Raw genomic sequence first — 20,046 nt, forward strand, 5'->3', positions numbered from 1 at the left:
CCTGAACGCCTTCGACATCGCCTTCGAAGGACGCCTGTCCGCAGGCCGCAAGTAGCCGTCAACAACCCGAGTTACACCGTTCGTTTGACAGACCCGCGACCGCGGTCGGCCGCCGTTACCCGCGTTGGTACCGGTTGACCCCGGTTGGCATCCGCTGGAGAGCACACACCACGCACATCATCGAAGATCGCGATGCGCGCTCCGGGCTACGGGCTACGGGCTCGGCAGGGTGGTGCGCCAGGCGGCGGTGAGTGCTGCCACGTTGGGGTATCGGTCGGCAGGTGTCGTGGCGGTGGCGTTTACGGCTACCTGCATCTGGTGGTGGGAGCCGCGCCAGCCGGGTGTGGAGTCGAGGAGGTGGTGGATGGTGCGGCCGAGGGTGTAAACGGTGGTGCGCTGGTCGATGACGGCGCCGCGGACGAATTCTTCGGGAGCCATGTAGCGGCGGGATCCAGGGAGGCGGTCTGTGCCGAGGGTGAACGGCCCGGGCCGGTACTCGTCGAGGTCGATCAGGCGGGGTCGGCGGGCGTGGAAGTCGTAGAGGAAGCAGCCGTCGTAAAGGTCGACCGCGACATATGCGGCGGCGGTTACGGCCAGGTGTGCGTCGAGGATGGTGTCGATGGCTGTTTCAACGTCGGGCAGGGGAAGTTGCTGAAACCGGTGCAGTGCGCCGCGGTCCGAACCGTGAACGGTTGCGTGGTTCAGCACGCTGCCGTCATACGACGGGTAGACCAACGTCGGCCCGTCGAGGACGTGCTCGGGGCGCACGATCGCCGGGTGCTGGACCGCAGCGTGGAACCGGGCGGCCCGCAGCAACGCGCGGCGACTTGGTGCGGTGGTGCCTGTCTTGACGAACCAGCGGCGCCCGGACGCCTCGACGCCGTAGGAGACGCACCCGGAGTCCTGGGCGTCAAAGATTGCGAACGCAGAGTCCAGGGATAGTTCCACGCAGGGAGGGTAAGGCAGGCGCCCTTACCGAGCGCGGATGTTACCCGCCGCAGACATGACGGGTCGCATGCTTGTAGTGTCGTGTCTCTGGTTGAAGGTTCGACGCAAGTGGACGTGCCGTCGGCGCCGACGAGGTACGCCGAAGCAGTCGCTGTTCGCCGCCAAGGTGGTCGATCCGACCACCCGTCCTGCAGACAGTGACCACGAGGGAGCGCTGCGCGCGATCCCTCGCGCGGGAGATGCTGCGACATCAGACGCGACCGGGCCACCGGCCATAGCCGATGCGGTTACCTCTGCAGGATTACGGGTTAGGAGGCCGCTTTGTAACAGCGCTCGCATTCCTGCTCCCACAACTCGTCATCACTGAGCGAGACGTACTCGGGCCGCATTTTTCGCGCCAGGCCGTAGAAGCCCGAACTCGGTCGGTCGGTGCTATGGGAGACGACTAACGCGCTCCACAGCGGCTCACCCTTGTCGAACGCTCGACGGGAGACCTTGTCGAGCGGCTGGCTCAGGAAGTCCGGCCTTGTGTCCACCCTCTTTGCGAGGGGGCCATAGCCGATCAGTCCCTTGGCTGTAGCGACGCCGAAGAGGATGTCCGCTATCCGGTCGACTCGGTCGACCTCGAACGTCTGAGGCATGTGGTCACGGTAGAGCAGGCTCAACCCGTGACGGTTCAGCTGATCCGCCACACCTCTGGCTCCAGGCCCTTCGAAGCGGCCCGATCTGCGGTGATCATGGGGCCTTGCGAGCCTTTGGTTACCCGCAGGCAGTCGCCATGCCGCTGACAGACGTACGCCCGTCAGGGGTTGAAAGTTGTGTCGTAGTCTTCGTCGTTCCAGCCGTCGGTGTTGTGCTTTCGAAGGCTGCCCGCGACGCGCGTCAGCATCAGCACGTCGCCGTTGAGAGTCAGGGCCGCATCCTCGGCCGTGCCGGCGAGGATCCTGGCCACAGTCGCCAGCATCTGGGGTTTACCCCTGTCGACCAGGGCGTCCTTACGCATGTAGAAGCTGACATCGACGTAGGCCTCCGGCTCCCACTTCCACAGAGCATCACCGTCGTCCTCGGCGCTGCAGTAGCCGCGTCGGCCGCCGGTGATGTCCACGACGTACCCGTGCTCGTCGTTCAGGTCGGCACTGAGCATCCTGCCGCCGGACGCCGTGGACGTCTCGACTGCTCCGGGAGCGGCCAGTTCCGCCACCTGCTCGAGTGGGATGTCGCCCGCCAGCGTCAACCGGTACTCGACAGGCATCTGCATCCCTTCGTTAGCCTCGCCGGAGGATCTGAATGATCGCACCGTCGCGCGTTACCGCCACCAGTTCCTCCAGGTCCCGTCATTGGGCCAGTCATGGAACTGCTTGTGCAGGGCGGCGAGGTCTCCTCGCCAGGTGTGGAGGTTTAACGTCACGCGTTGGGTCTGCTCGGCGTCGGCCTTTCTGGATACCGCTTTCCAGACGGCGCGACCCGGCATGGGAGGAGTGAGCGCGTAGCGGTCAAAGACATACGCCTCGCGACGATCGACGACGACCGGCGGCTCGATCCGCCCGGTCGTAGGAGGAAGACGCAGCGCAGGCAGTCGCGGGTCCGCCGGCGTCGCAGCGTGCCGACCAAGACGTCGACCGACGCCGTCGGGTACACCGACGAGCTCGCCACGGCATCAGCCGCCAGTCTGGTTACGGCACAACACCGTTCTGCATACAACGGAATTCGTCAGGGCCGGCTGCCTCCGTCGCTGCCCACCGCCAGGTCCGGCAGGAGCAGCCGACGGGTGGTGTCCGCCGTGGACCGACTTACCGCACAATCATCTCCCCAACGCCGTACGCGTCCCACCACGAGGGCCGGTGTTCCCGGCGACTCGCGTCAGCAGGAGCCAGTTGCCATTGAGCATGAGCGAAGTGTCCTCCTGCCGGCTCGCGAGAACACGGCCGACGGCCGACACCAGCCGAGGGTAGCGCCGGTCCGCCGGCACCGGACGTGACCGACACGGTGGAGGTCACGGATCCCCTGCGCGAGCGCCGGTTCGTCCAGTTCGGGCTTCGGGGATGAGGGTCCCGTTCCGCCGCCGGCCGAAGACGTACCCGACCTGGCCTCAGCAAACATCAGCGCGCCGGTTTCACGGAGTTTCTGCGAAAAGGGGTACCGGCAGAGTCTTTCAACACGGCTCTTGACGCCGTCGAGGCCACCGAGAGTCCTGGGAAGGCCCGGCCCGCATGCAGGACGGAGACGGGCCCGGCGCGGAGAGTGGTCTCCACGCCGGGCCGCGGCATCAGATGGGTCAGGAGGTCACGCAGTTCGCCAACACGCCCGGGCCCCTGCCGGTGCCCTGGAAGCCGAAGGTGGTGGACTGCCGGCCGAGGATCCGACCGTTGTAGCCCACGTTGGTGAACCGGACGGTTCCGCTGCTGCCGGTGGCCTGGGCGTTCCAGGTGCCGGTGACTGCGGCCCCGGCGGGCAGTTCGATCGTCACGGTCCAGCCGTTGATGTCCGACTTGCCGGCGGTGACCGTCACGTTCGCTGTGAAGCCCTCGGCCCACTGGTTGAGCGCCACCTCCGCGTAGCAGCCGTCACCGGCCGGCGGCGAGCTGTTCGGAGGGGTGGTCGGTGGGGTGGTCGTCGGAGGCGTCGTCGTCGGAGGCGTGGTGGTCGGCGGCGTGGTGGTCGGCGGCGTGGTGGTCGGCGGTGCGGTGGTGGGCGGGTTGGGCGCGCCGTTGGCCAGGCTGTAGGCCAGGTCGGGCTGGAAGGACCCGGCCGTGTAGTGGCAGCCGTCCGCCTCCCCCGGCGGTTTCACCCAGAGGTACGCGTCGATGTTGCTGTCGCCGGTGTTGGTAGTCGGGTACGTCCCGATGCGCCTGTCGGTGTTGTCGTCGCCGCACCAGTCCCCGCTGGCGCCGCCATTGCGGCTGGTGTCGATGATCTGGCGCTTGCCCGAGATGCCCATGCCGTTCAGGGCGGAGATGACCGAGCGGCCGAAGTTCGCCTCACCGGAGGTGGAGTTGTAGTTCGACACGTTTGTGAAGAAGCCGTCGGCGTACTGCACGCCGGCTGCCCGGAGCCGGTTGGCCGTCTCACTGGCGCTGTTCCAGGTGGAGTGGCCGCCGTCGAGGTACACCTTGGCGTTGGGGTTGGCCGACTTGATGGTCTGGGTGGCCGTCGAGATCGCCTGATTGCGCGCGTTGAGTTCGGCTCCGCTCAGGCACGTCTGGAGGGCGAGCGAGTCGGTCTCCAGGATGATCAGGACCGTCCGGTTGCCCAGCCCTCTGGCGAAGTTCGACACCCAGGTCTGGTACTGGTTGAGGTCAGGGGCTCCACCGGCGCTGGCGCCACCGCAGTCCCGGTTGGTGATCTCGTACACCGCCAGCACGGGGATCTGCTGGGCCGCGTTGGCGGCGCCGATGAACCCGGAGACCTCGGACTGCACGGTCGACGGGTTGAAGTTGGCGAACCAGCGTGCCTGCGGCTGACTCGCGATCTTGTCGCGGATGACTGCGGCACGCGAGTCGCCGGGGTTGGCGGCGACCCAGCGGACGACTGCCGAACTCGGGTCGCGGTAGAGCGAGCCGGACACCGTGCCGGCGGACGCGCCGCCGACGGCGAAGCAGACGCCGGCGGCGGCGATACCGGCGATAGCCGACATACTGATGGCCGTTGATCTGCGGCGCCGGTGGGAGAGGATAGCCACGACGTGTTTCCTCCTGATCACATTGACGTATCTAAGTGCGTGGGAGCGTTCCCATGACGGTAGCGGAGGCACACGCCGCTGCCAAGGCATTCACGCAGGTCGTCCGAAGGCACCTGACTCGCGACCGACCACCCGGCACACCGATGCCACCGAAGATGTCGCATCATCGGCGGGGACGACGACACTGATCGTCAGTCCAGGCCGGCGACGTACACCTGCCGGGTTTTCGTCGCGGACGGCAGGACCGCGTACGGGCCTGTGCAGTCGCCGGAGGGAGGGCGTCACGGTGGATCGGATCGCCGACCCGTGGGGTGCGCGGATGCCGTACGGGCCGGGCCAGGAGTGGCCGGTGCGGGTGGACCGTTTCCTCGACGGTGACCGAGGCGGACGTGGACCGGTGGGTGCAGTCGGCGTCGGTGCCGCACTGACCGCCGTGCTAGCTCCCGCGCGCCTTGCGGGTGCTGCTCCTGTTGGCCTTCTGGATCGCCTCGACGAGGTCGGCCTTCGTCATCCGTGACCGACCTCGAATCTCGAGCCGCCTCGCCACGTCCATCAGGTGTTCCTTGCTGGCGTTCGCGTCGACCCCACCTGCCGTCCTGCCCGAGGAGCCCCGGCCGCCTGCGGCCTTCTTGTCGCTCGGCCCCTTCCGGCTCTTCGGCTCCCAGTGGTCGCCGACCTTCTCGAAGGAGTGCTTGACGGCGGCGAACGCCGTACGGTGGGCGCGTTCGCCCTCACCGTACGAGTCGACTGCCGAGTCGTGCGCCTCCGCGTAGGTGTCCTGTGCCTTCTTGGGCGATCGCTTCAGGGTGCCGGGCATGTCCTTCCGGGTCGGCATCGTCGCTCCTCTCATCGGCGTTTGTCGACGACGTGCCCGCCCGGCAGCAACACCAAACACCCCTTTTCGGCAGCATGAGGACGCTTTCGCACACCTGGCGGTGTGTGTCGGGGCGGTTCGGGTACGGCAGCGGGAGTCGAGAGAGAGGCCTCCCTGATGCCTGACATCACCATGCGGATGCTGGAGACGTACCCCGCGTCGATCAACCTGGACCGCGCGAAGCTGGCGGCTGCGATCGACGCGCTCAACGACTGCGCCCAGGCCTGCACCGCGTGCGCCGACGCCTGCCTGAGCGAGGACATGGTCGCCGAGTTGACCAGGTGCGTACGGACGGACCTGGACTGCGCCGACATCTGCACCACCACCGCACGGGTGCTGTCCCGGCACACAGGCTACGACGCGAACGTCAGCCGAAGCCTGCTGGAGGCGTGTGCCACCGCCTGCAGGTCGTGTGGGGACGAATGCGCCGCGCACGCGGACAAGCACGAGCACTGCCGGGTCTGCGCCGAGGCGTGCCGGGCGTGCGAGCGGGTCTGCCGGGACCTTCTGGCCACGATGAGCTGAGAGGCGGCGCGCAGGGCCCGGAGCCGGTTGGCTCCGGGCCCTGATCCCGCCTGGCTCAGGGGCTCGTGCAGGTGACGTTGCCCGGTGAGGTCGCGCCGTCGCCGGTGGCGGTGAAGCCGAACGTCGTCGAGGCGTTCGGCGCCAGGTTGCCGTTGTACGCGGCGTTGCGGACGGTGACGCTGCCGGTGGTGCCCGTGTTGGTTCCGCTCCAGAGGCTGCTGATGGCCTGGCCGCCGGCCAGTGTCAGACCCACGGTCCAGCCGTTCAGGGTCGTGGCGGTGGTGTTGGCCACGGTCACCTCACCCTGGAAGCCCCCGGGCCAGGTGTTGATCGTCCGGTAGGTGGCGGCGCAGCTGCCCGGCTCACCCGTCGGCGGCGGGGTCGTGGGCGGCGGAGTGGTGGGCGGCGGGGTCGTCGGAGGCGTGGTCGACTGGAACTGGCTGAAGAACCTCCAGATCTCCCCCGAGGTCCAGGTCCGCGAGTCGTTGGGGCTGCCGGACCCGTCGACCGGGCTGGGCGTGTGGTCGCCGTCGAACGCCGCCCACTGCACGGGGTAACCGGCCCGGCAGCCCGAGTAGGTCGTGGTGATGTGGGTCAGGCTGCCCCGGCTCGGCTCGCGCGGGCTCTGTGCGGTGCAGCCGTTGTTCCTGACGAACGTGTCGCGCAGCTGCCGGCCCTGGGAGATGTTCAGCACGCTGTCGTAGATGCCGTGGATGCCGAAGTAGGCAACCGGCTGCGTACCGCCGTTGCACCCGCTGAGGTTTGCGCCGGAGAGGACTGTCACCGCGCGGATGATGTCGGGCCGGGCGCAGGCCACCGCGTAGCTCATGGCTCCGCCGTAGCTCCAGCCCAGGGCGAAACGCTGGGTCGTGTCCACGCAGAGGTCGTTCTCGATCTGCCGGGAGATGTCGTCGAAGAGGGTCAGGTCCCGACCGTTGGTGTTGGCCCAGCCGGCGTTGAGACCCTGCGGCGCCACGAAGATCGTGCTGTTGTTCGACAGCGGCTGGAGCCCGTAGTAGCCCGCCGAGGTGACGTTGTTGGCCGAGCCGTTCAGCCAGTGGAAGGCGAAGACCAGGCGGTACGGGTGGTTGCGGTCGTACCCGTCGGGGATCCGCAGGTTGTAGGTACGGCTCTGTCCGCTGCTCTGGATCGTGCGCGTGCCGCTGGTCAGCGTGGGGGCCTTCCCGCAGCCGGCGGTCGCCGCGAGGGTGCCGTTCGTCGCCGCCACCGCCTCGCGGATGCCGCCGTTCAGCGCGCCGCCGGCGGTGGCCGCGAGCAGGACCGCCGCGGCCGCGAGGGATGTGAGGAGGTGCCTTCGTTTCGGCATTGCGTGACTCCTTGCGATTGGCAGGTGCCGGTGGTGGGGTGCGGTGCCTGTCGCCTGCGGCCACCTGGACCCGGATGCCGGGTCACGCCGAGGACTGCTGCCTGCGGCGGGCGTCGGAAGCTGGGCATGCGGCCGAAGCGACGTCGTCCGGCGGCCAAGGGGGGTCGCCGGCATCGACGGAGTGGCCCGGACTGGTCACCGACCGGTAGGCGGTGGAGGGTCGGCGTCCCTCGACGCGTCTTCGCCGGCAGGCTCAGGTGACCGGGAGCGTGCCCTTCGCTCCCCGGGCAAACATAGCAGGTTATCGATAACATGCCGATCCGGGCCCAGTCAGCAGGAACGGCCGTGGCGGCTCGGCGAAAGCAGTTCGCGCTAACACGGCACGGGCGGCGGTCAGGGACTCTGGTCGTCGTACCCGGCGGTGATCGTCCAGGTCTCGTAGGCTTCACCAGTGGAAAGTGGTCGAGGGTGGATCATGGCTGATGTCCTGGAAGCAGCGGAGAACGCATCGCCTGTCGAGGCGGTTGAGGCGGTCACCCGGGTGCTCGGCGCGGCGCTGGGGGCGCACAGCGTCGCGTTCCTGATCGCGGACCTCAGCGGTCGGGCGCTGGTCCGGTTGGCCCACGTGCCGCCCGACGGCACCGGCGAGGGACGCCGCGCCGCTGACGAGGTCGCCATGGTGATGCCGTTCGACGGCGGCCCCGCCGAGCAGGCGCTCCGGACCCAGACGACGCAGGTCGTCCCGCAACCCGACGGGTGGGTGGTGTTGGCGCCGGTGACCGACCGCGGTGAGGCGATCGGCCTGCTCGAGATGATCCTGCCGGACGAACCCACCGCGCCCACGCTCGAGGAGATCGGCCGTACGGCGCACGCGTTGGCGTTCGTGGTGATCACCAACCGGCGGCACACCGACCTGTTCGAGTGGGGGCAACGCACGACCCCGTTCACCCTGTCCGGGGAGATTCAGCGCCGCCTGCTGCCCGGCTCGTTCACGTGCGAGGGAAGTGCGTTCACCCTGTCCGGCTGGCTCGAACCGGCCGCCAGCATCGGCGGCGACACCTTCGACTACAGCCTCGCCCGCGACGTGCTGCACTTCAGCGTCACCGACGCGATGGGCCACGGGGTGGCCAGCGCGCTGACGGCCACCCTGGGCGTGGGCAGCCTGCGCAACAGCCGCCGCCGCGGAGTTGGTCTGGCGGAGCAGGCCGACGCCGCGAACGCCGACCTGGCGGACAACGCCCCGGCGCCCGGCAGCTACATCACCGCGGTCCTCGGTCGCCTCGACCTCCGCACCGGGGTGTGCGCACTGCTCAACGCCGGGCACGTGCCGCCGATGCTGATGCGCGACGGGGGCACCGAGGCACTGCCGCTGCCGGCAGGCTTCCCCCTGGGGATGTTCGCCGAGGCCGACTACCGCGCGGGCGAGATCACGCTACGACCCGGCGACCGCCTGGTCGTGGTGACCGACGGCGTACGGGAACGCAACGCCGCCAGCCTGGATCTGCCGGACGTGTTGCGGTCGACAGGCGGTCTGCACCCGCGCGAGGCCGTCCGGGCATTGGCCGACGCGGTGCTCGAGGTCAGCGGACCGACCCTCGCCGATGACGCCACCCTGTTCATCCTCGACTGGTACGGCGGACACAGCGAGGACCGGCGTACCAGTGCCGGCGCCGACCAGGCGCGCGCCAGCCTCGCACTGCCCGACTGATCACCTGCCTGCCGGGTCGTCCGCCACATCGGCTTCGGCCGCCTCCGCACTCTCATAGACGCGGATGACCCGGTCCACAGATGTGACGGTCAGGACGTTCTGCACGGCGGGCTGCGCCGAGGCGAGGCTCAGCCGGCCGCCGGCCTCCCGAAGCGCCTTGAACATCACCACGAGCATGCCCAGCGCGCTGGAGTCCATGAAACCCACCCGGGCCAGGTCCACGACCACCTGACGGTCACCGGCGTCGACAAGCCGTTGCAGCCCCTCGCGCAGCTGCGGGGACGTCGCCATGTCCAACTCGCCGCGCACCTCGAGCACGGTGCAGCCGCGGCCCGGACGGACCGACAACGACAGATCCACAACAGCCTCCCCACGCCGATGATCCCGCTCACCCTATGTGGCCGACGGACGAACCGCCGCCGGCCAGCGTACGTCGGGCGAACTCGCGGACCGCCGGACCACAGCGGTGGCCGGTGTCAACGCGCCGTCACCACCAGGGTCGCGACGGCGCCGGCGACCCGCCAAGGAACGGTCACCGTGCCGCCTGGAAGGCGCGCCCGACCGCTGTCACGTCGGCTCCACTGCGGAACAACCCGGACCGGTCCTTGTCGGTGGCGGGCAGACCGAACCAGGCGTAGCGCTGCACGTACGGGAGTTGACCCAACATGGTGGTGGCCGCCGTGAGGAAGGCGGCCTGCTGCTCCTGGCTGGGGAACTGCTGGCCGCCACCACCGAAGCGGATAAGCGCGAACTCGGTGAGCCAGATCGGCTTGCGGTACCGCTGGTACACGTCCTGGAGATACCGCCGGAGCTGGTCGACGGCCGTGCCGGTGGTGAAGTCGGCGCCGAACCAGTGCAGGGTGACGAAGTCGACCCGGTGCCCACGGGCCTGCGCGCCGGACATGAAACGACCAAGCCAGCCCTGCGGATCGTCACCGCCCCAGGCCACGGCCGGGCTGCCCAGCCTGCTGCCCGTGGCCATCAACCGCGGCCACAGATCCAGTGCCTGCTCCACTGTCAGGTTGGACTGGTCGGGCAGGTCCGGCTCGTTGAACGTGAGCAGGTACGGCCCGGCCGCCCGGGCCCGCGCCAACTCGGGCGCGGTGACGTTCTCCGCGCCCCGGATCATCGGTACGAAGGTCACGCCCGGTGGGGTGGTGATGCCCTGATGCTCGGTGCCCCAGGTGTAGTACCAGCCGGCCTTCGAACCGGCAAGCGCCCGGCTGACCCCGTCGAAGGCCCACACCCCGACGCCCTTGCGCGCCGAGCTGACCGCCGGCGCGACAGGTGCCCGTGACGACGGCCGCGCGCCCGGCGTGGGCGTGGCGCCCGGGGTGACGGCGGCGGTGGGTGCCGCGGACGGCGGAGCGGCCCACGACGGCGCGGGCGGGTCGTCCGGCCGGACCACCACAAGCGTGGTGATGGCGAGGACGACGGCGGTGGCCCCGACGGCGAGCGCCGGGAGCAGGCCGCGGGGGCGGTTCAGCGCGAGGTTGACAAGCGCGTTCCCGCCGTCGCCGTCGGTGGGTACCCCACCGGCCGGCGCCGTTCCGGCGGCGCCCCCGGTCGTCGGATCCGGGGTCTGGTACGCGGCGACCGGCGACGCGTGCAGGGGCGGGGCGGCACCCGGCAGGTGCGCACCCAGTCCGGCCGGCAGCGGCAGCATCGGCAGGCCGGCGAGCAGCCGGTCGATCGGCAGGAGGCTCGTGCCCAGCCGTCCGCAGGCCGCGCAGTCCCGCACGTGCCGGGCCAGCCGTTTGCGCCACAGTGGATTGGGGACGCCGTCCCACTCGTCGGTCACGGTACGCAGGTCCGGGCAGCCGGGGCGCGCCCGTAGCGCACGGACCACGGCGCGCGCCGTCTGGATCTGGTCCTTCATCCGGTGCACCCGCACCGCGACGTGCCCCGGGGAGAGCCCGAGCGCGTCGGCGACCTCGGTCCGGTCGAGTTCGCCTGTCTCCTCCAGCCACCAGAGCGAGAGCAGCTCCTGATCGTCCGGGTCGAGCCAGCGGGTCGCCTCGGCGACCTCACGCCGCTGGTCGGTGAGGCCCAGCCGGAGGATCGTCGTCGCCGCGAAGTCGGCGCCCGGGTCGGGCACGTTGTGGATCGCGTCGAGCCCGGCGTCGCGGCTGAGCGCGACACGTCTGCGCTGCTCCCAGTCGCGCACCTGGCGGATGGCGATTGCCACCAGCCAGGACCGGAACGCGGCCGGGTCGTTGAGCCCGGGCAGGTGCCTGATCACCCGTACCAACGTCTCCTGGACCACGTCGTCGACGTCGGCGTGACCGCGCAGCGCACGCCCGACGATGTTGTAGACCAGCGGGAGCGAGGCCGCTACGACGTCGTCGAGAGCGCGCTGGTCGCCCTGGCGGGCGGCGACGACCGACCCGACGTCGGGTAGGTGCCGACCGGCTGACGGCATGGGTCTCACTCCTTCTGCGCTCATCGTCGGGGGTGGGCGTGGTGCGTGTCGACCGCCCCCTGATCGGAGACGCGCGCGGGCCGGGCGGATTACGAAATTCTCCGGGTCGCCGTGGGTCGGGTGCGACCCCGGATCGGCCGTCGGGTTCCTCCGGCGACGCATGACGGTGCCGACGACGGGTATGGTGCGGTGTGTCGGTGTCGCCGGGCGCTCGCCCGTGAACGAGACACCCTGATCGGGCGCCGGTGCGCACACCGGTTCGTCACCAGGTCGTGCGGCGAGTTGCCGGGCCCCGGACACACACTCCCTTCGCGGAAGACAGGAATCTTGCATGACTTCGAATGACCACGATCGGCCCGCGTTGTTTCTCGCCACGTCGAACGGCGACGGGGCCGACGGGTCGGCGGTGACAGTCGACGGCAGCGAGGAGGCCATGCGACGGCTCCGCCATCCGTTCGCGGTGACGCCGGCCGGGCCGATCAGCGCCACCGGCGACGACGCGGATCACCGCGACTGACCACACAGCCCCGCTGGGGGATGTGGGCCGTCCCACCAGCGCGACATCGTACTTTCGGCTAGTAATAACTCAATATTTTGGGTAGTGTCGGGGTCGTTAAGTGAACGACATGACGCGGTGGTGAGGCCCGTGTTCGTGGCCTTGCGACAGCGCATCTGCCCGTCCGTGCGCCCCGGCGACAGCCGGTTCGGAGATCCTCCGGTCGACACGATCGACGGGCACGTGCGGGAGGGACCACCTGATGTCCACCACCTTCGGATCGACGATCAGCACACGCGTCGGCCAGCGGAGCACCAGCCAGACCCCGGACGACCTCCTGGCCTCCCTGGCGGCGACCCCTTCCGACGACCCACGCCGCCCGGCACTGCGGGACCGCACCATCGAGGCGTGGCTGCCGCTCGCCCGACACCTGGCGCGGCGCTACGCCGGACGCGGCGCGCCCGACGACGACCTGATCCAGACCGCCGCGGTCGGGCTCATCAAGGCCGTGGACAACTTCGACCCCACCCGGGGCGTCGACTTCAGCGGGTACGCCATCCCAACGATCATCGGCGAGATCAAGCGGTACTTCCGGGACCGCACCTGGGCCGTGCGGGTGCCCCGCCGCCTCCAGGAGCTGCGCATCTCGATCAGCGCTGCCAACAGCACCCTCACCCACACCCTCGGCCGCCTGCCCACGGTGGCGGACATCGCGTCCTACCTCGACGTGACCGAGGAGACCGTCCTGGAAGGGCTGGAGGGCGCACGCGCCTACCGGGCCACGTCGCTGTCCACGCCGATGGGCGCCGACGGCAACCGGGAACTCGGGGACACCCTCGGTGGCGACGACCACGAGTTCGACGTCGTCGAGATCCGCGTCGCTCTGGGTCCCGCCCTCGCGACGCTGCCGGAGCGCGAGCAGGAGATCCTGAGCCTGCGCTTCCACGGCAACCTGACCCAGGCCCAGATCGCCGACCGGATCGGCGTCTCGCAGATGCACGTCTCCCGGCTCATCACCCGGTCGTTGGCAGCACTGCGACACCACCTCTCCGACAACAGCGCCTTCTAGGAACAGGACGACGAATGACCCTGCACATCGATCTCTCCGGCAGGACCGCGCTGGTCACCGGGTCGACCCAGGGGATCGGAGCGGCGATCGCCGCCGGCCTCGCCCGCGCCGGCGCGCGGGTGGCGGTCAACGGGCGTACCGCCGCAAGCGTCACACGCGCGGCGGACGCGTTGCGCGGGGAGGTCCCCGGCGCGGACGTGGTCGAGGTGGACGCGGACGTCTCCACCGACGAGGGGGCGGCGCGGACCCTCGACCTGCTGCCCACCGTCGACATCCTGGTCAACAATCTCGGCATCTTCGGGCCGACCCCCGCGCTGGAGATCTCCGACGACGAGTGGCGTCGCTACTTCGAGGTGAACGTGCTGGCCGGCGTCCGGCTGACCCGCGCGTACCTGCCCGCCATGATGGAACGCGGCTGGGGGCGGGTGCAGTTCATCGGCAGTGACTCGGCAGTCGTCACCCCGACCGAGATGATCCATTACGGCGTCTCGAAGACAGCCCTGCTCGGCGTCTCCCGTGGCTTCGCGAAGGCCGCCGCCGGCACCGGCGTGACGGTCAACTCGGTGCTCGCCGGGCCGACCCACACCGGCGGCGTCGAGGACTTCGTCGCCGAACTCGTGGGCGACAGCCTCCCGTGGGAGGAGGCGCAGCGGGAGTTCATGCGGCTGCACCGGCCGCAGTCGCTGCTCCAGCGGCTGATCGAGCCCGAGGAGATCGCCAACATGGTCACGTACCTGGCCTCGCCGCTCGCCTCCGCCACCACCGGCGCCGCCGTCCGCGTCGACGGCGGGTACGTCGACGCGATCGTCCCGTGACGGCTGGTCGTCAGAACTGCACGACGTGACCCACCCGTGGCGGCGTACGGCCGGCGAGGACGTCGAGCCACGCGTCCCGTAGGGCCTCCGGCCCGGTGCCGACCTGGACGTCGAGCCACCCGTCCACCACTGCGGTGAACCGTCGCCACGCCTCGGTGAACCGCTTGTCGAGACCGTCGCGCCCCCAGTCCCGACTGCGTTTGCGCATCTGGACGGGCGCGAAGAACACCTCCTCGGCGGCCTCGGCGTTCGGCGTCTGGTTGGTCAGCCCCACGGCGATGTCCCGGACCAGGTGGTCACCGAGGTGCTGGCGCAGAGCGGCGCGGGTCGACGGTGCTCCGGACAGGTCGAGGTAGACGGTCGGGACGGCGTCGAGCGTGCCGATGTCGTCGTACGCGACGACCTGGTCGTAGCAGCCGAGCGACCTGGTGAACGCGAGGTTGCCGGGTGAGGTGAGCCCGACCAGGCGCGGGCCACGGCCGTGCAGTTCGGAGGCGGCGGCGTACGCGGTCTTGCTCGACGCCGACGACAGCAGCAGCGACTCCGCGCCGTAGAAGCCGTTGTCGACGACCTGGTCGGCAAGCATGAACGAGGTGAAGAACAGCGGTCGGAACAGGATCAGCAGGTCCTCCTGGTCCGGCCGGTACGCCGGGTCACCGCCTGTCGAGCGGTACGCGTTGTACGGCGAGGGCAGCTCGGCCCGGTGCAAGCTCGCGTCGCGGAATCCGGACGCGTCCACCCGGTCCGGCCGCACCAGCAGGTGGCCGGCGGGCGGCAGGTATCCGTACACCCGCTGGCCCACCTCGACGCCCGCGACTGTCGACGCGACCACCTCGGCGAAGCCCCAGAGCGGGGGAAGCCCCCACTCCGGCGCGAGTCCGCGCGGACCGGGTGGGAAGAATTCCCAGTAGCGCATCGCGTCGCCGAGCACCGCGTAGGTCACGTTGTTGGCGGTGAGGCCGACGCGGTCGACCCGCAGGAGGGCCTCCCCCTCGGACGGATCGGCGGTCGTGCCGTCGACGAGCGTGCACCGGCCGAGGTCCGCGCGGGCGACGGCGAACGTCCAGGAGGGAGCCATGGCCTGACGCTAGACAGCCCCAGGCACGCAGGCAAGTGCACTGGGGTGCAAAATCCCACTCGCTACGGGGACCCGATGGTCAGCGCGCTGAGATCACGGAGGTGGGCCAGCGGGGTGTGCGGCGGCCTCCACTCCAGGAACACCGCGGTGGCGTCGTCGTCCAGCTCGTCGTCCTGGTAGGCAACGACGGCACGCACCAGCCGGCGCATCGTCTCCGGGCTGGGCAGACCGTCGTTGAGGGCGCGGTTGACGAAGTCGACGAGCCGGTCCAGCCCGAACTGCTCGCCCTCGACACTCCGCGCATCGGTGATGCCGTCGGTGTACGCGAGGATCCGGTCACCGGGGTGCAGGTCCTCCACGTGCACCCGAGGGCGCCGGCCGGACAGGTGACCCAGGCCGAGCGGCAACGCGGTGGGCCCCGGCAGCTCCCGGATGGCCTTGCCGTCGCGGAGCAACATCGCCCCGGGATGACCAGCGTTGATCATCCGTAGTCGCCCGGTGGTCCGGTCCAACTCGGCGAGCAGCCCGGTGGCGAAGAGGTTCGGATGCTCGGAACGCACCCACCTGTCGATGCTGATCGCGGTGTCGACCAGGTCGAGGCCGCACCGGCGGGCGTTGCGGTACGCGCTGACCACCAGCGAGGCCAGGGTGCTCGCCTTGATGCCGTGCCCACAGGTGTCGAACAGCCCGACGCTGAGCACGTCGCCGTTCAACGCGTAGTCGAAGATGTCCCCGCCGACGTCGTAACAGGGCTCCAGGATGGCGGTGACCACCATGTCGTCGGTCGCGAAGGTCAGCGGCGGCAGCAGCCCCCACACGATCTCGGCGGCGACCTGCATCGGGAGCCGACGGCGCATCCGTTCGACAACGTCGCCGTAGAGCCGGCGGTTCACCAGGAGCTGGGCGACGGTGACCGCCACCTCCCAGGCGGGACCCTCCATGGCGCGGTCAGCGGCGGCCGGCGTGACGACCTCGAGCACGCCCATCCGTTCACAGCCCAGCAGCAGTGGGACCCAGATCCGGTCGGGATTGTCGGGGGCCCGCTGGATGTCGAGGGTGGTGAACGCCCGACCGGCGAGCGTCGTCTCGATCGGCTGCTCGTCCCGCGCGAGGCCCGCGCCGAGCAGCGGCACGAGCAGGGACTGCGTGTAGTCGGCCAGGTAGACCACGATCTCGGTGGCGTTGATCGCCGACGCGGCTCCGGTGATCAACAGGGACAGGTCGTCCGGCCCGCCACGGGGTGCGTGGAGGTGCAACGACCGCACCGCGTTGCCGGCGTCGACCACGCTCCACCTCCCCCTGTCCTTCCCCATCCTGCCCTGCCCGGGCCGGAATCCGCGCAACGGGCTTCTGGTCACCTCCGTCGTCCCATTCGCCCCAGGCATCTCAGGCATTACGCCAACTCCGGTCGGCCAAATGTGCAAAAGTCCGGTTTGTTGTAAATGGGGTTTTCGTGCGGTTGATTGCCGCACGACAGGCGTCTGGTGAGATGCCTTCGCGAAAGGGCACATCGTGACACGCAAACTGATCCGCCATCCGCGACGAGCGGCCCTGTCCGCGCTGGCGGCCATCGCCGCCAGCGGCACGGCCGTCGCCGTGCTGCTCGTCAGCGGCACCGGCGCGAGCGCGGCCGAAGCACCGGTGGGCCTGGGAACGGCTGCGAACTTCTCCGTACTGGCCGGCTCCACCGCCACCAACACCGGGCCGAGCTTCCTCGCCCAGAGCCTCGGCGTCAGCCCCGGCAACACCGCGCCCGGCTTCCCGCCCGGAATCGTGGCCGGAGAGATCCACCTGGGCGACGCCGTCGCACTCCAGGCCAAGAACGATCTGACCACCGCGTACAACGACGCGGCCGGTCGCACCCCGTTCACCAACCTGCCCGCGGAGCTGGGCGGCACCACGCTGATCCCCGGGGTCTACCGGCTCGGCGCGGCACAGCTGACCGGGACGCTGACGCTCAACAGTCAGGGCGACCCGGCGGCGGTGTTCATCTTCCAGATCGAGTCCACCCTGATCACGGCCTCCAACAGCAGCGTCGTGTTCATCAACGGCGCCTCGCCCTGCAACGTCTACTGGCAGGTCGGCAGCTCGGCCACGATCGGCACCGGCACCCGGTTCATGGGCAACATCCTGGCCCAGACCTCGATCACCATGAACACGGGCGCCACCCTCCAGGGACGCGCGCTGGCCCAGACCGGCGCCGTCACCCTCGACACCAACACCATCAACGCCCCCGTCTGTCTCCAGCCGACAGGTACGCCCACCCAGCCCACCGGCACGCCCACCGGAACCCCGACCGGCACACCCACGGGCACGCCCACCGGCACCCCGACCGGCACACCCACAGGCACCCCGACCGGGCAGCCGACCGGCACCCCGACCGGGCAGCCCACCGGCACGCCGACCGGGCAGCCCACGGTCAGGCCCACCCGCACCGCACTGCCCGTGACCGGCGGCAGCGGCGGTGGCACCCTGCTGCCCGTCCTCACCGGGATCGGCAGCGTCGCCGTCGCCGTCGGCGCCGCCCTGCTGCTCCTCTACCGACGCCGGACGTCCGACTCCTGACCGGTAGGCCCCGGCGGCCGGTGACAAACCGGCCGCCGGGGCACCACCGTCAACCGGCCTCAACCGCCCGCCGGTGGCGACTCCACCATCGCGGCGACGAGGGCTGCCACAGGCACGGAGGCGAAACCGACACGGGTGTCGCTCGCGCCGTACGGCAACCACAACTCGCCATCGTGGACGAGCCCCCCGCAGGAGTAGACGACGTTGGGCACGTACCCGTCCCGGTCGGTCTCGTCGGGTGACAGCAGCACCCCGGGAAGGTGCGCGACGACCCGCTCCGGCCGGTGCAGATCGAGCAGGAGCGCACCGATCGCGTACCGACGCATCGGCCCCACACCGTGGGTAAGCACCAGCCAGCCGGCATCCGTCTCGATGGGAGAACCGCAGTTGCCGACCTGGATCAGCTCCCAACTGTCGCGGGGTCCGTGCAGCCCGACCGGTGACCGCCAGCGGTTCTCGCCGTCCAACTCGGTAAGACCGATGGTCTCGCCGTCAGCACGGCACAGAGCCAGGTGCCGGCCGCCGACGGTACGGGGAAACAACGCGATGCCCTTGTTACGGGCACCCGGGCCGCGCATCGGGGTCATCTCGAAACGGCGCAGGTCGGTGCTGGCCAGCGCCCGGGTGGCGATGCCCCGGCCGTCGTAGGCGGTGTAGGTCGCCCGGTACACCGGCCCCGAGTCGTCGACGAACCTGACGAACCGGGCGTCCTCCATGCCGTTGCTCTCCGCCGGGGTGGTCGGCCACAGCACCCGTTCGTGCAGGGCCGAGTCGGCGGGGAACACCGTGGCGTAGCTGGCGGCACTGGTACGGCGTACCTGTTCGAGGGTGCTCAGGCCGGTGCTGCGGGACAGCAGATCCGGCGGCAGCTGGCCGAGCACCCGCTCGAAGGTCGCCTCGTCGTACCGGTCGGGCAGGGCGTCCAGCACGGTGGCGGTGACCTCGTTGTCGCAGTCCTCCTCGCCCAGGCCGGCGACGAGCAGGTCCCGGCGATGCCGTACGCCGAGCCGCTGCCCCACCGCCAGCGGACCGGACCGGTCGGCGACGGTCAGCAGGTGTCCGGGGCCGAGCACCGCCGTGGCGAACCCGATGGACGACACGTGACCCTCGCCGATCTGGCGCAGGCTGACCGCGACACGCAGTTGCCCGTCGACCAGCCCGGTCTGGTCGGGGTGGGGCACCATCGACGGGTTGCACAGGGCGGCCGACTCGACGGCGTACTCGTGGGTGAAGTACGCACCGACCAGGAGCCGGCTGGTCGGCGAGAGATCCGGGGCACCGGACGCGCGATGCCGCACGAGGTCGTAGTGGTGGTGGAACGTGCCGACCAGGTCGCGGTGCCGGGCCCCGAACCTGTCGACGGTGTCCCGTAACAGCCGGCCGGTCTCCTCGTCGTCGAGGTGCGCCACCCGGTCGATCAGCGCTCGCGCGCGGGTACGGACCACCGCGGCGTCCTCACCCGGGACGAAGAGCTTGACGATGACCCGGCGTGGATCAGGGGTGAGGACGACGTCCCGCCGTACGGCGCGGATTCCGGTCACGACCACCGCCGCGCGTGTTGGAGTGTGGAGATGAGCGCCAGGGTGGACTCGGCCCCCTGGTTGAGGTTCGGTCCGTGTGCGGTCAGCCCGTCGTAGCCGCCGCCGGTCGCCGGATCCCACATCGGCGTGCCGATGTCGTTGTCGCCGAGGAACCACCCGACGGCCTGCCGTATCCCGGTCTCCCACTCGGGATCACCGGTGATCGTGGCGGCGGTGGCGCAGGCGTCGGCGAGCGCGGCCACCTCGATCGGCTGCTGGTCGTGGTGCAGCCGGACGGCCCCACGCCGCCAACCTCCGGCGGGCACGACCGACAGGCGTCCGTCGCGGAGTTGGACGCCCCGCAGCCAGCTCAACATCCGCAGGCCGTCGTCGACTGGTGGGCCACCGTGACGCAGCTGACTGGCGGCGATGACGACCTCGGCGAGGGCCGGGTTGGCGTACGTCAGCTGCTGGCGCGGCCAGGGCCAGCGCGGGTCGTCCCCCACCGGGCCGACGGCGCTGGCCGCGTCCGCCAGCAGGGCGGCCGCGGTGACGTGCCCAGGGTGCCGGCGCAGCACCTCGGCCGCGCCGAGCCCGGCGAAGGCCATCGCGTGTGGTGCCGGGGAGCGCCGGGTGGCGCCGCGGCTGAAGGCGACGAGCGCCTCCTCCCGCACCCACGAGGCAGGGCTGTGCGAGACGGCGGTCCCCAGCCCCCACAGTGCACGGCCCCACCAGTCGCCGACCCCTGGTTCGTCGGTCCAGCGCCTGTCGTACCCCAGTCGGTTGTGGAAGGCGCCACCGGCGTCCTGGGCATGGGTCAGGAACGCGAGGTAGCGCTCCGCGAGCCGAAGCACCTCCTCGGTCGGTTCCGGCTCGCGGCTGACCACGACCAGCCCACGGGCCACGTCGTCGGTGCAGTAGCCGTGCTCGCGGCGGACGATGGCGTGCCGGGCGTGCTCGAACAGGCCGGTGTCGTCGGTCATCCGGTCCAGGTGCGCGAAACTCGGCGCGGGCGCCGTC

The 20,046-nt window shown here is 70.4% G+C and carries 18 protein-coding genes; 6 read left to right on the top strand and 12 right to left on the bottom strand.

Annotated elements, in window-relative coordinates; translation table 11 throughout:
- Window positions 1–213: 213 nt before the first annotated feature.
- The 5 genes from ACZ6N8_RS30305 to ACZ6N8_RS30325 all read right to left on the bottom strand — a co-directional run bounded on the left by ACZ6N8_RS30305 (window position 214) and on the right by ACZ6N8_RS30325 (window position 5,462).
- Entirely contained in the window at window positions 214–948 is a 735-nt protein-coding gene (locus tag ACZ6N8_RS30305) for a protein kinase family protein (RefSeq protein WP_466014366.1), read from the bottom strand.
- Between the two features lie 308 nt (window positions 949–1,256).
- Window positions 1,257–1,589, bottom strand: a complete 333-nt coding sequence (locus ACZ6N8_RS30310; RefSeq protein ID WP_466014368.1) for a hypothetical protein — start codon at window positions 1,587–1,589, stop codon at window positions 1,257–1,259.
- Between the two features lie 161 nt (window positions 1,590–1,750).
- On the bottom strand, window positions 1,751–2,200 hold the full coding sequence (locus tag ACZ6N8_RS30315) for a SitI3 family protein (protein ID WP_466014370.1): 450 nt from the start codon (window positions 2,198–2,200) through the stop codon (window positions 1,751–1,753).
- A 1,023-nt stretch (window positions 2,201–3,223) separates the two neighbouring features.
- The gene (locus ACZ6N8_RS30320) at window positions 3,224–4,582 is read right to left on the bottom strand and encodes a glycoside hydrolase family 6 protein (protein WP_466014372.1); all 1,359 of its coding nucleotides are present in this window, start codon (window positions 4,580–4,582) and stop codon (window positions 3,224–3,226) included.
- A gap of 481 nt (window positions 4,583–5,063) precedes the next feature.
- On the bottom strand, window positions 5,064–5,462 hold the full coding sequence (locus ACZ6N8_RS30325; RefSeq protein WP_466014374.1) for a ChaB family protein: 399 nt from the start codon (window positions 5,460–5,462) through the stop codon (window positions 5,064–5,066).
- Window positions 5,463–5,618: 156 nt separating this feature from the next.
- Between ACZ6N8_RS30325 and ACZ6N8_RS30330 the strand changes: the two genes are divergently transcribed.
- The gene (locus tag ACZ6N8_RS30330) at window positions 5,619–6,026 is read left to right on the top strand and encodes a four-helix bundle copper-binding protein (protein ID WP_466014376.1); all 408 of its coding nucleotides are present in this window, start codon (window positions 5,619–5,621) and stop codon (window positions 6,024–6,026) included.
- A gap of 55 nt (window positions 6,027–6,081) precedes the next feature.
- Here the strand turns inward: ACZ6N8_RS30330 and ACZ6N8_RS30335 are convergent, their stop codons facing one another.
- Entirely contained in the window at window positions 6,082–7,353 is a 1,272-nt protein-coding gene (locus ACZ6N8_RS30335; protein ID WP_466014378.1) for a CE1 family esterase, read from the bottom strand.
- Between the two features lie 475 nt (window positions 7,354–7,828).
- Here ACZ6N8_RS30335 and ACZ6N8_RS30340 point away from each other — a divergent pair, with 475 nt between their 5' ends.
- The gene (locus ACZ6N8_RS30340) at window positions 7,829–9,061 is read left to right on the top strand and encodes a PP2C family protein-serine/threonine phosphatase (protein WP_466014380.1); all 1,233 of its coding nucleotides are present in this window, start codon (window positions 7,829–7,831) and stop codon (window positions 9,059–9,061) included.
- On the opposite strand, the gene ACZ6N8_RS30345 is transcribed toward ACZ6N8_RS30340, so the two are convergent.
- Both ACZ6N8_RS30345 and ACZ6N8_RS30350 read right to left on the bottom strand, forming a co-directional pair.
- Complete coding sequence (locus ACZ6N8_RS30345) at window positions 9,062–9,421, bottom strand: STAS domain-containing protein (protein ID WP_466014381.1); 360 nt, start codon at window positions 9,419–9,421, stop codon at window positions 9,062–9,064.
- A 172-nt stretch (window positions 9,422–9,593) separates the two neighbouring features.
- Window positions 9,594–11,483 carry a sigma-70 family RNA polymerase sigma factor gene (locus tag ACZ6N8_RS30350; RefSeq protein ID WP_466014383.1) on the bottom strand — a complete coding sequence of 630 codons (1,890 nt, stop codon included), beginning with the start codon at window positions 11,481–11,483 and terminating at the stop codon, window positions 9,594–9,596.
- A 331-nt stretch (window positions 11,484–11,814) separates the two neighbouring features.
- Between ACZ6N8_RS30350 and ACZ6N8_RS30355 the strand changes: the two genes are divergently transcribed.
- From ACZ6N8_RS30355 to ACZ6N8_RS30365, 3 genes are all read left to right on the top strand, one after another.
- Window positions 11,815–12,000, top strand: coding sequence for a hypothetical protein (locus ACZ6N8_RS30355; RefSeq protein WP_466014385.1), 186 nt, complete (start codon window positions 11,815–11,817; stop codon window positions 11,998–12,000).
- Between the two features lie 241 nt (window positions 12,001–12,241).
- A complete protein-coding gene (locus ACZ6N8_RS30360; protein WP_466014387.1) occupies window positions 12,242–13,048 on the top strand; it encodes an RNA polymerase sigma factor SigF in 807 nt (268 codons plus the stop codon).
- A 14-nt stretch (window positions 13,049–13,062) separates the two neighbouring features.
- Window positions 13,063–13,863, top strand: a complete 801-nt coding sequence (locus ACZ6N8_RS30365) for an SDR family NAD(P)-dependent oxidoreductase (protein ID WP_466014388.1) — start codon at window positions 13,063–13,065, stop codon at window positions 13,861–13,863.
- Between the two features lie 10 nt (window positions 13,864–13,873).
- Here ACZ6N8_RS30365 and ACZ6N8_RS30370 read toward each other — a convergent pair whose 3' ends face one another.
- Complete coding sequence (locus tag ACZ6N8_RS30370) at window positions 13,874–14,941, bottom strand: DUF2855 family protein (RefSeq protein ID WP_466014390.1); 1,068 nt, start codon at window positions 14,939–14,941, stop codon at window positions 13,874–13,876.
- 62 nt (window positions 14,942–15,003) lie between these two features.
- Window positions 15,004–16,254: a PP2C family protein-serine/threonine phosphatase gene (locus ACZ6N8_RS30375; RefSeq protein WP_466014392.1), complete on the bottom strand. Its 1,251-nt coding sequence runs from the start codon at window positions 16,252–16,254 to the stop codon at window positions 15,004–15,006.
- Window positions 16,255–16,453: 199 nt separating this feature from the next.
- Here ACZ6N8_RS30375 and ACZ6N8_RS30380 point away from each other — a divergent pair, with 199 nt between their 5' ends.
- Window positions 16,454–17,506, top strand: coding sequence for an ice-binding family protein (locus ACZ6N8_RS30380; RefSeq protein ID WP_466014394.1), 1,053 nt, complete (start codon window positions 16,454–16,456; stop codon window positions 17,504–17,506).
- A gap of 59 nt (window positions 17,507–17,565) precedes the next feature.
- On the opposite strand, the gene ACZ6N8_RS30385 is transcribed toward ACZ6N8_RS30380, so the two are convergent.
- A complete protein-coding gene (locus tag ACZ6N8_RS30385; RefSeq protein WP_466014395.1) occupies window positions 17,566–19,047 on the bottom strand; it encodes a glycoside hydrolase family 130 protein in 1,482 nt (493 codons plus the stop codon).
- Window positions 19,044–20,009: a glycosyltransferase gene (locus ACZ6N8_RS30390; protein WP_466014448.1), complete on the bottom strand. Its 966-nt coding sequence runs from the start codon at window positions 20,007–20,009 to the stop codon at window positions 19,044–19,046. Before ACZ6N8_RS30390 ends, ACZ6N8_RS30385 begins: the two co-directional genes overlap by 4 nt.
- Between the last annotated feature and the right edge of the window lie 37 nt (window positions 20,010–20,046).

This window comes from Micromonospora sp. NPDC047521 (assembly GCF_055587305.1).

Coding starts and splice junctions, on each gene's coding strand:
- ACZ6N8_RS30310 (WP_466014368.1), bottom strand. CDS start 1,589: ATGCCTCAGACGTTCGAGGTCGACCGAGTCGACCGGATAGCGGACATC.
- ACZ6N8_RS30335 (WP_466014378.1), bottom strand. CDS start 7,353: ATGCCGAAACGAAGGCACCTCCTCACATCCCTCGCGGCCGCGGCGGTC.
- ACZ6N8_RS30375 (WP_466014392.1), bottom strand. CDS start 16,254: ATGGGGAAGGACAGGGGGAGGTGGAGCGTGGTCGACGCCGGCAACGCG.
- ACZ6N8_RS30325 (WP_466014374.1), bottom strand. CDS start 5,462: ATGCCGACCCGGAAGGACATGCCCGGCACCCTGAAGCGATCGCCCAAG.
- ACZ6N8_RS30330 (WP_466014376.1), top strand. CDS start 5,619: ATGCCTGACATCACCATGCGGATGCTGGAGACGTACCCCGCGTCGATC.
- ACZ6N8_RS30320 (WP_466014372.1), bottom strand. CDS start 4,582: ATGTCGGCTATCGCCGGTATCGCCGCCGCCGGCGTCTGCTTCGCCGTC.
- ACZ6N8_RS30315 (WP_466014370.1), bottom strand. CDS start 2,200: ATGCCTGTCGAGTACCGGTTGACGCTGGCGGGCGACATCCCACTCGAG.
- ACZ6N8_RS30340 (WP_466014380.1), top strand. CDS start 7,829: ATGGCTGATGTCCTGGAAGCAGCGGAGAACGCATCGCCTGTCGAGGCG.
- ACZ6N8_RS30355 (WP_466014385.1), top strand. CDS start 11,815: ATGACTTCGAATGACCACGATCGGCCCGCGTTGTTTCTCGCCACGTCG.
- ACZ6N8_RS30390 (WP_466014448.1), bottom strand. CDS start 20,009: ATGACCGACGACACCGGCCTGTTCGAGCACGCCCGGCACGCCATCGTC.
- ACZ6N8_RS30365 (WP_466014388.1), top strand. CDS start 13,063: ATGACCCTGCACATCGATCTCTCCGGCAGGACCGCGCTGGTCACCGGG.
- ACZ6N8_RS30350 (WP_466014383.1), bottom strand. CDS start 11,483: ATGCCGTCAGCCGGTCGGCACCTACCCGACGTCGGGTCGGTCGTCGCC.
- ACZ6N8_RS30360 (WP_466014387.1), top strand. CDS start 12,242: ATGTCCACCACCTTCGGATCGACGATCAGCACACGCGTCGGCCAGCGG.
- ACZ6N8_RS30370 (WP_466014390.1), bottom strand. CDS start 14,941: ATGGCTCCCTCCTGGACGTTCGCCGTCGCCCGCGCGGACCTCGGCCGG.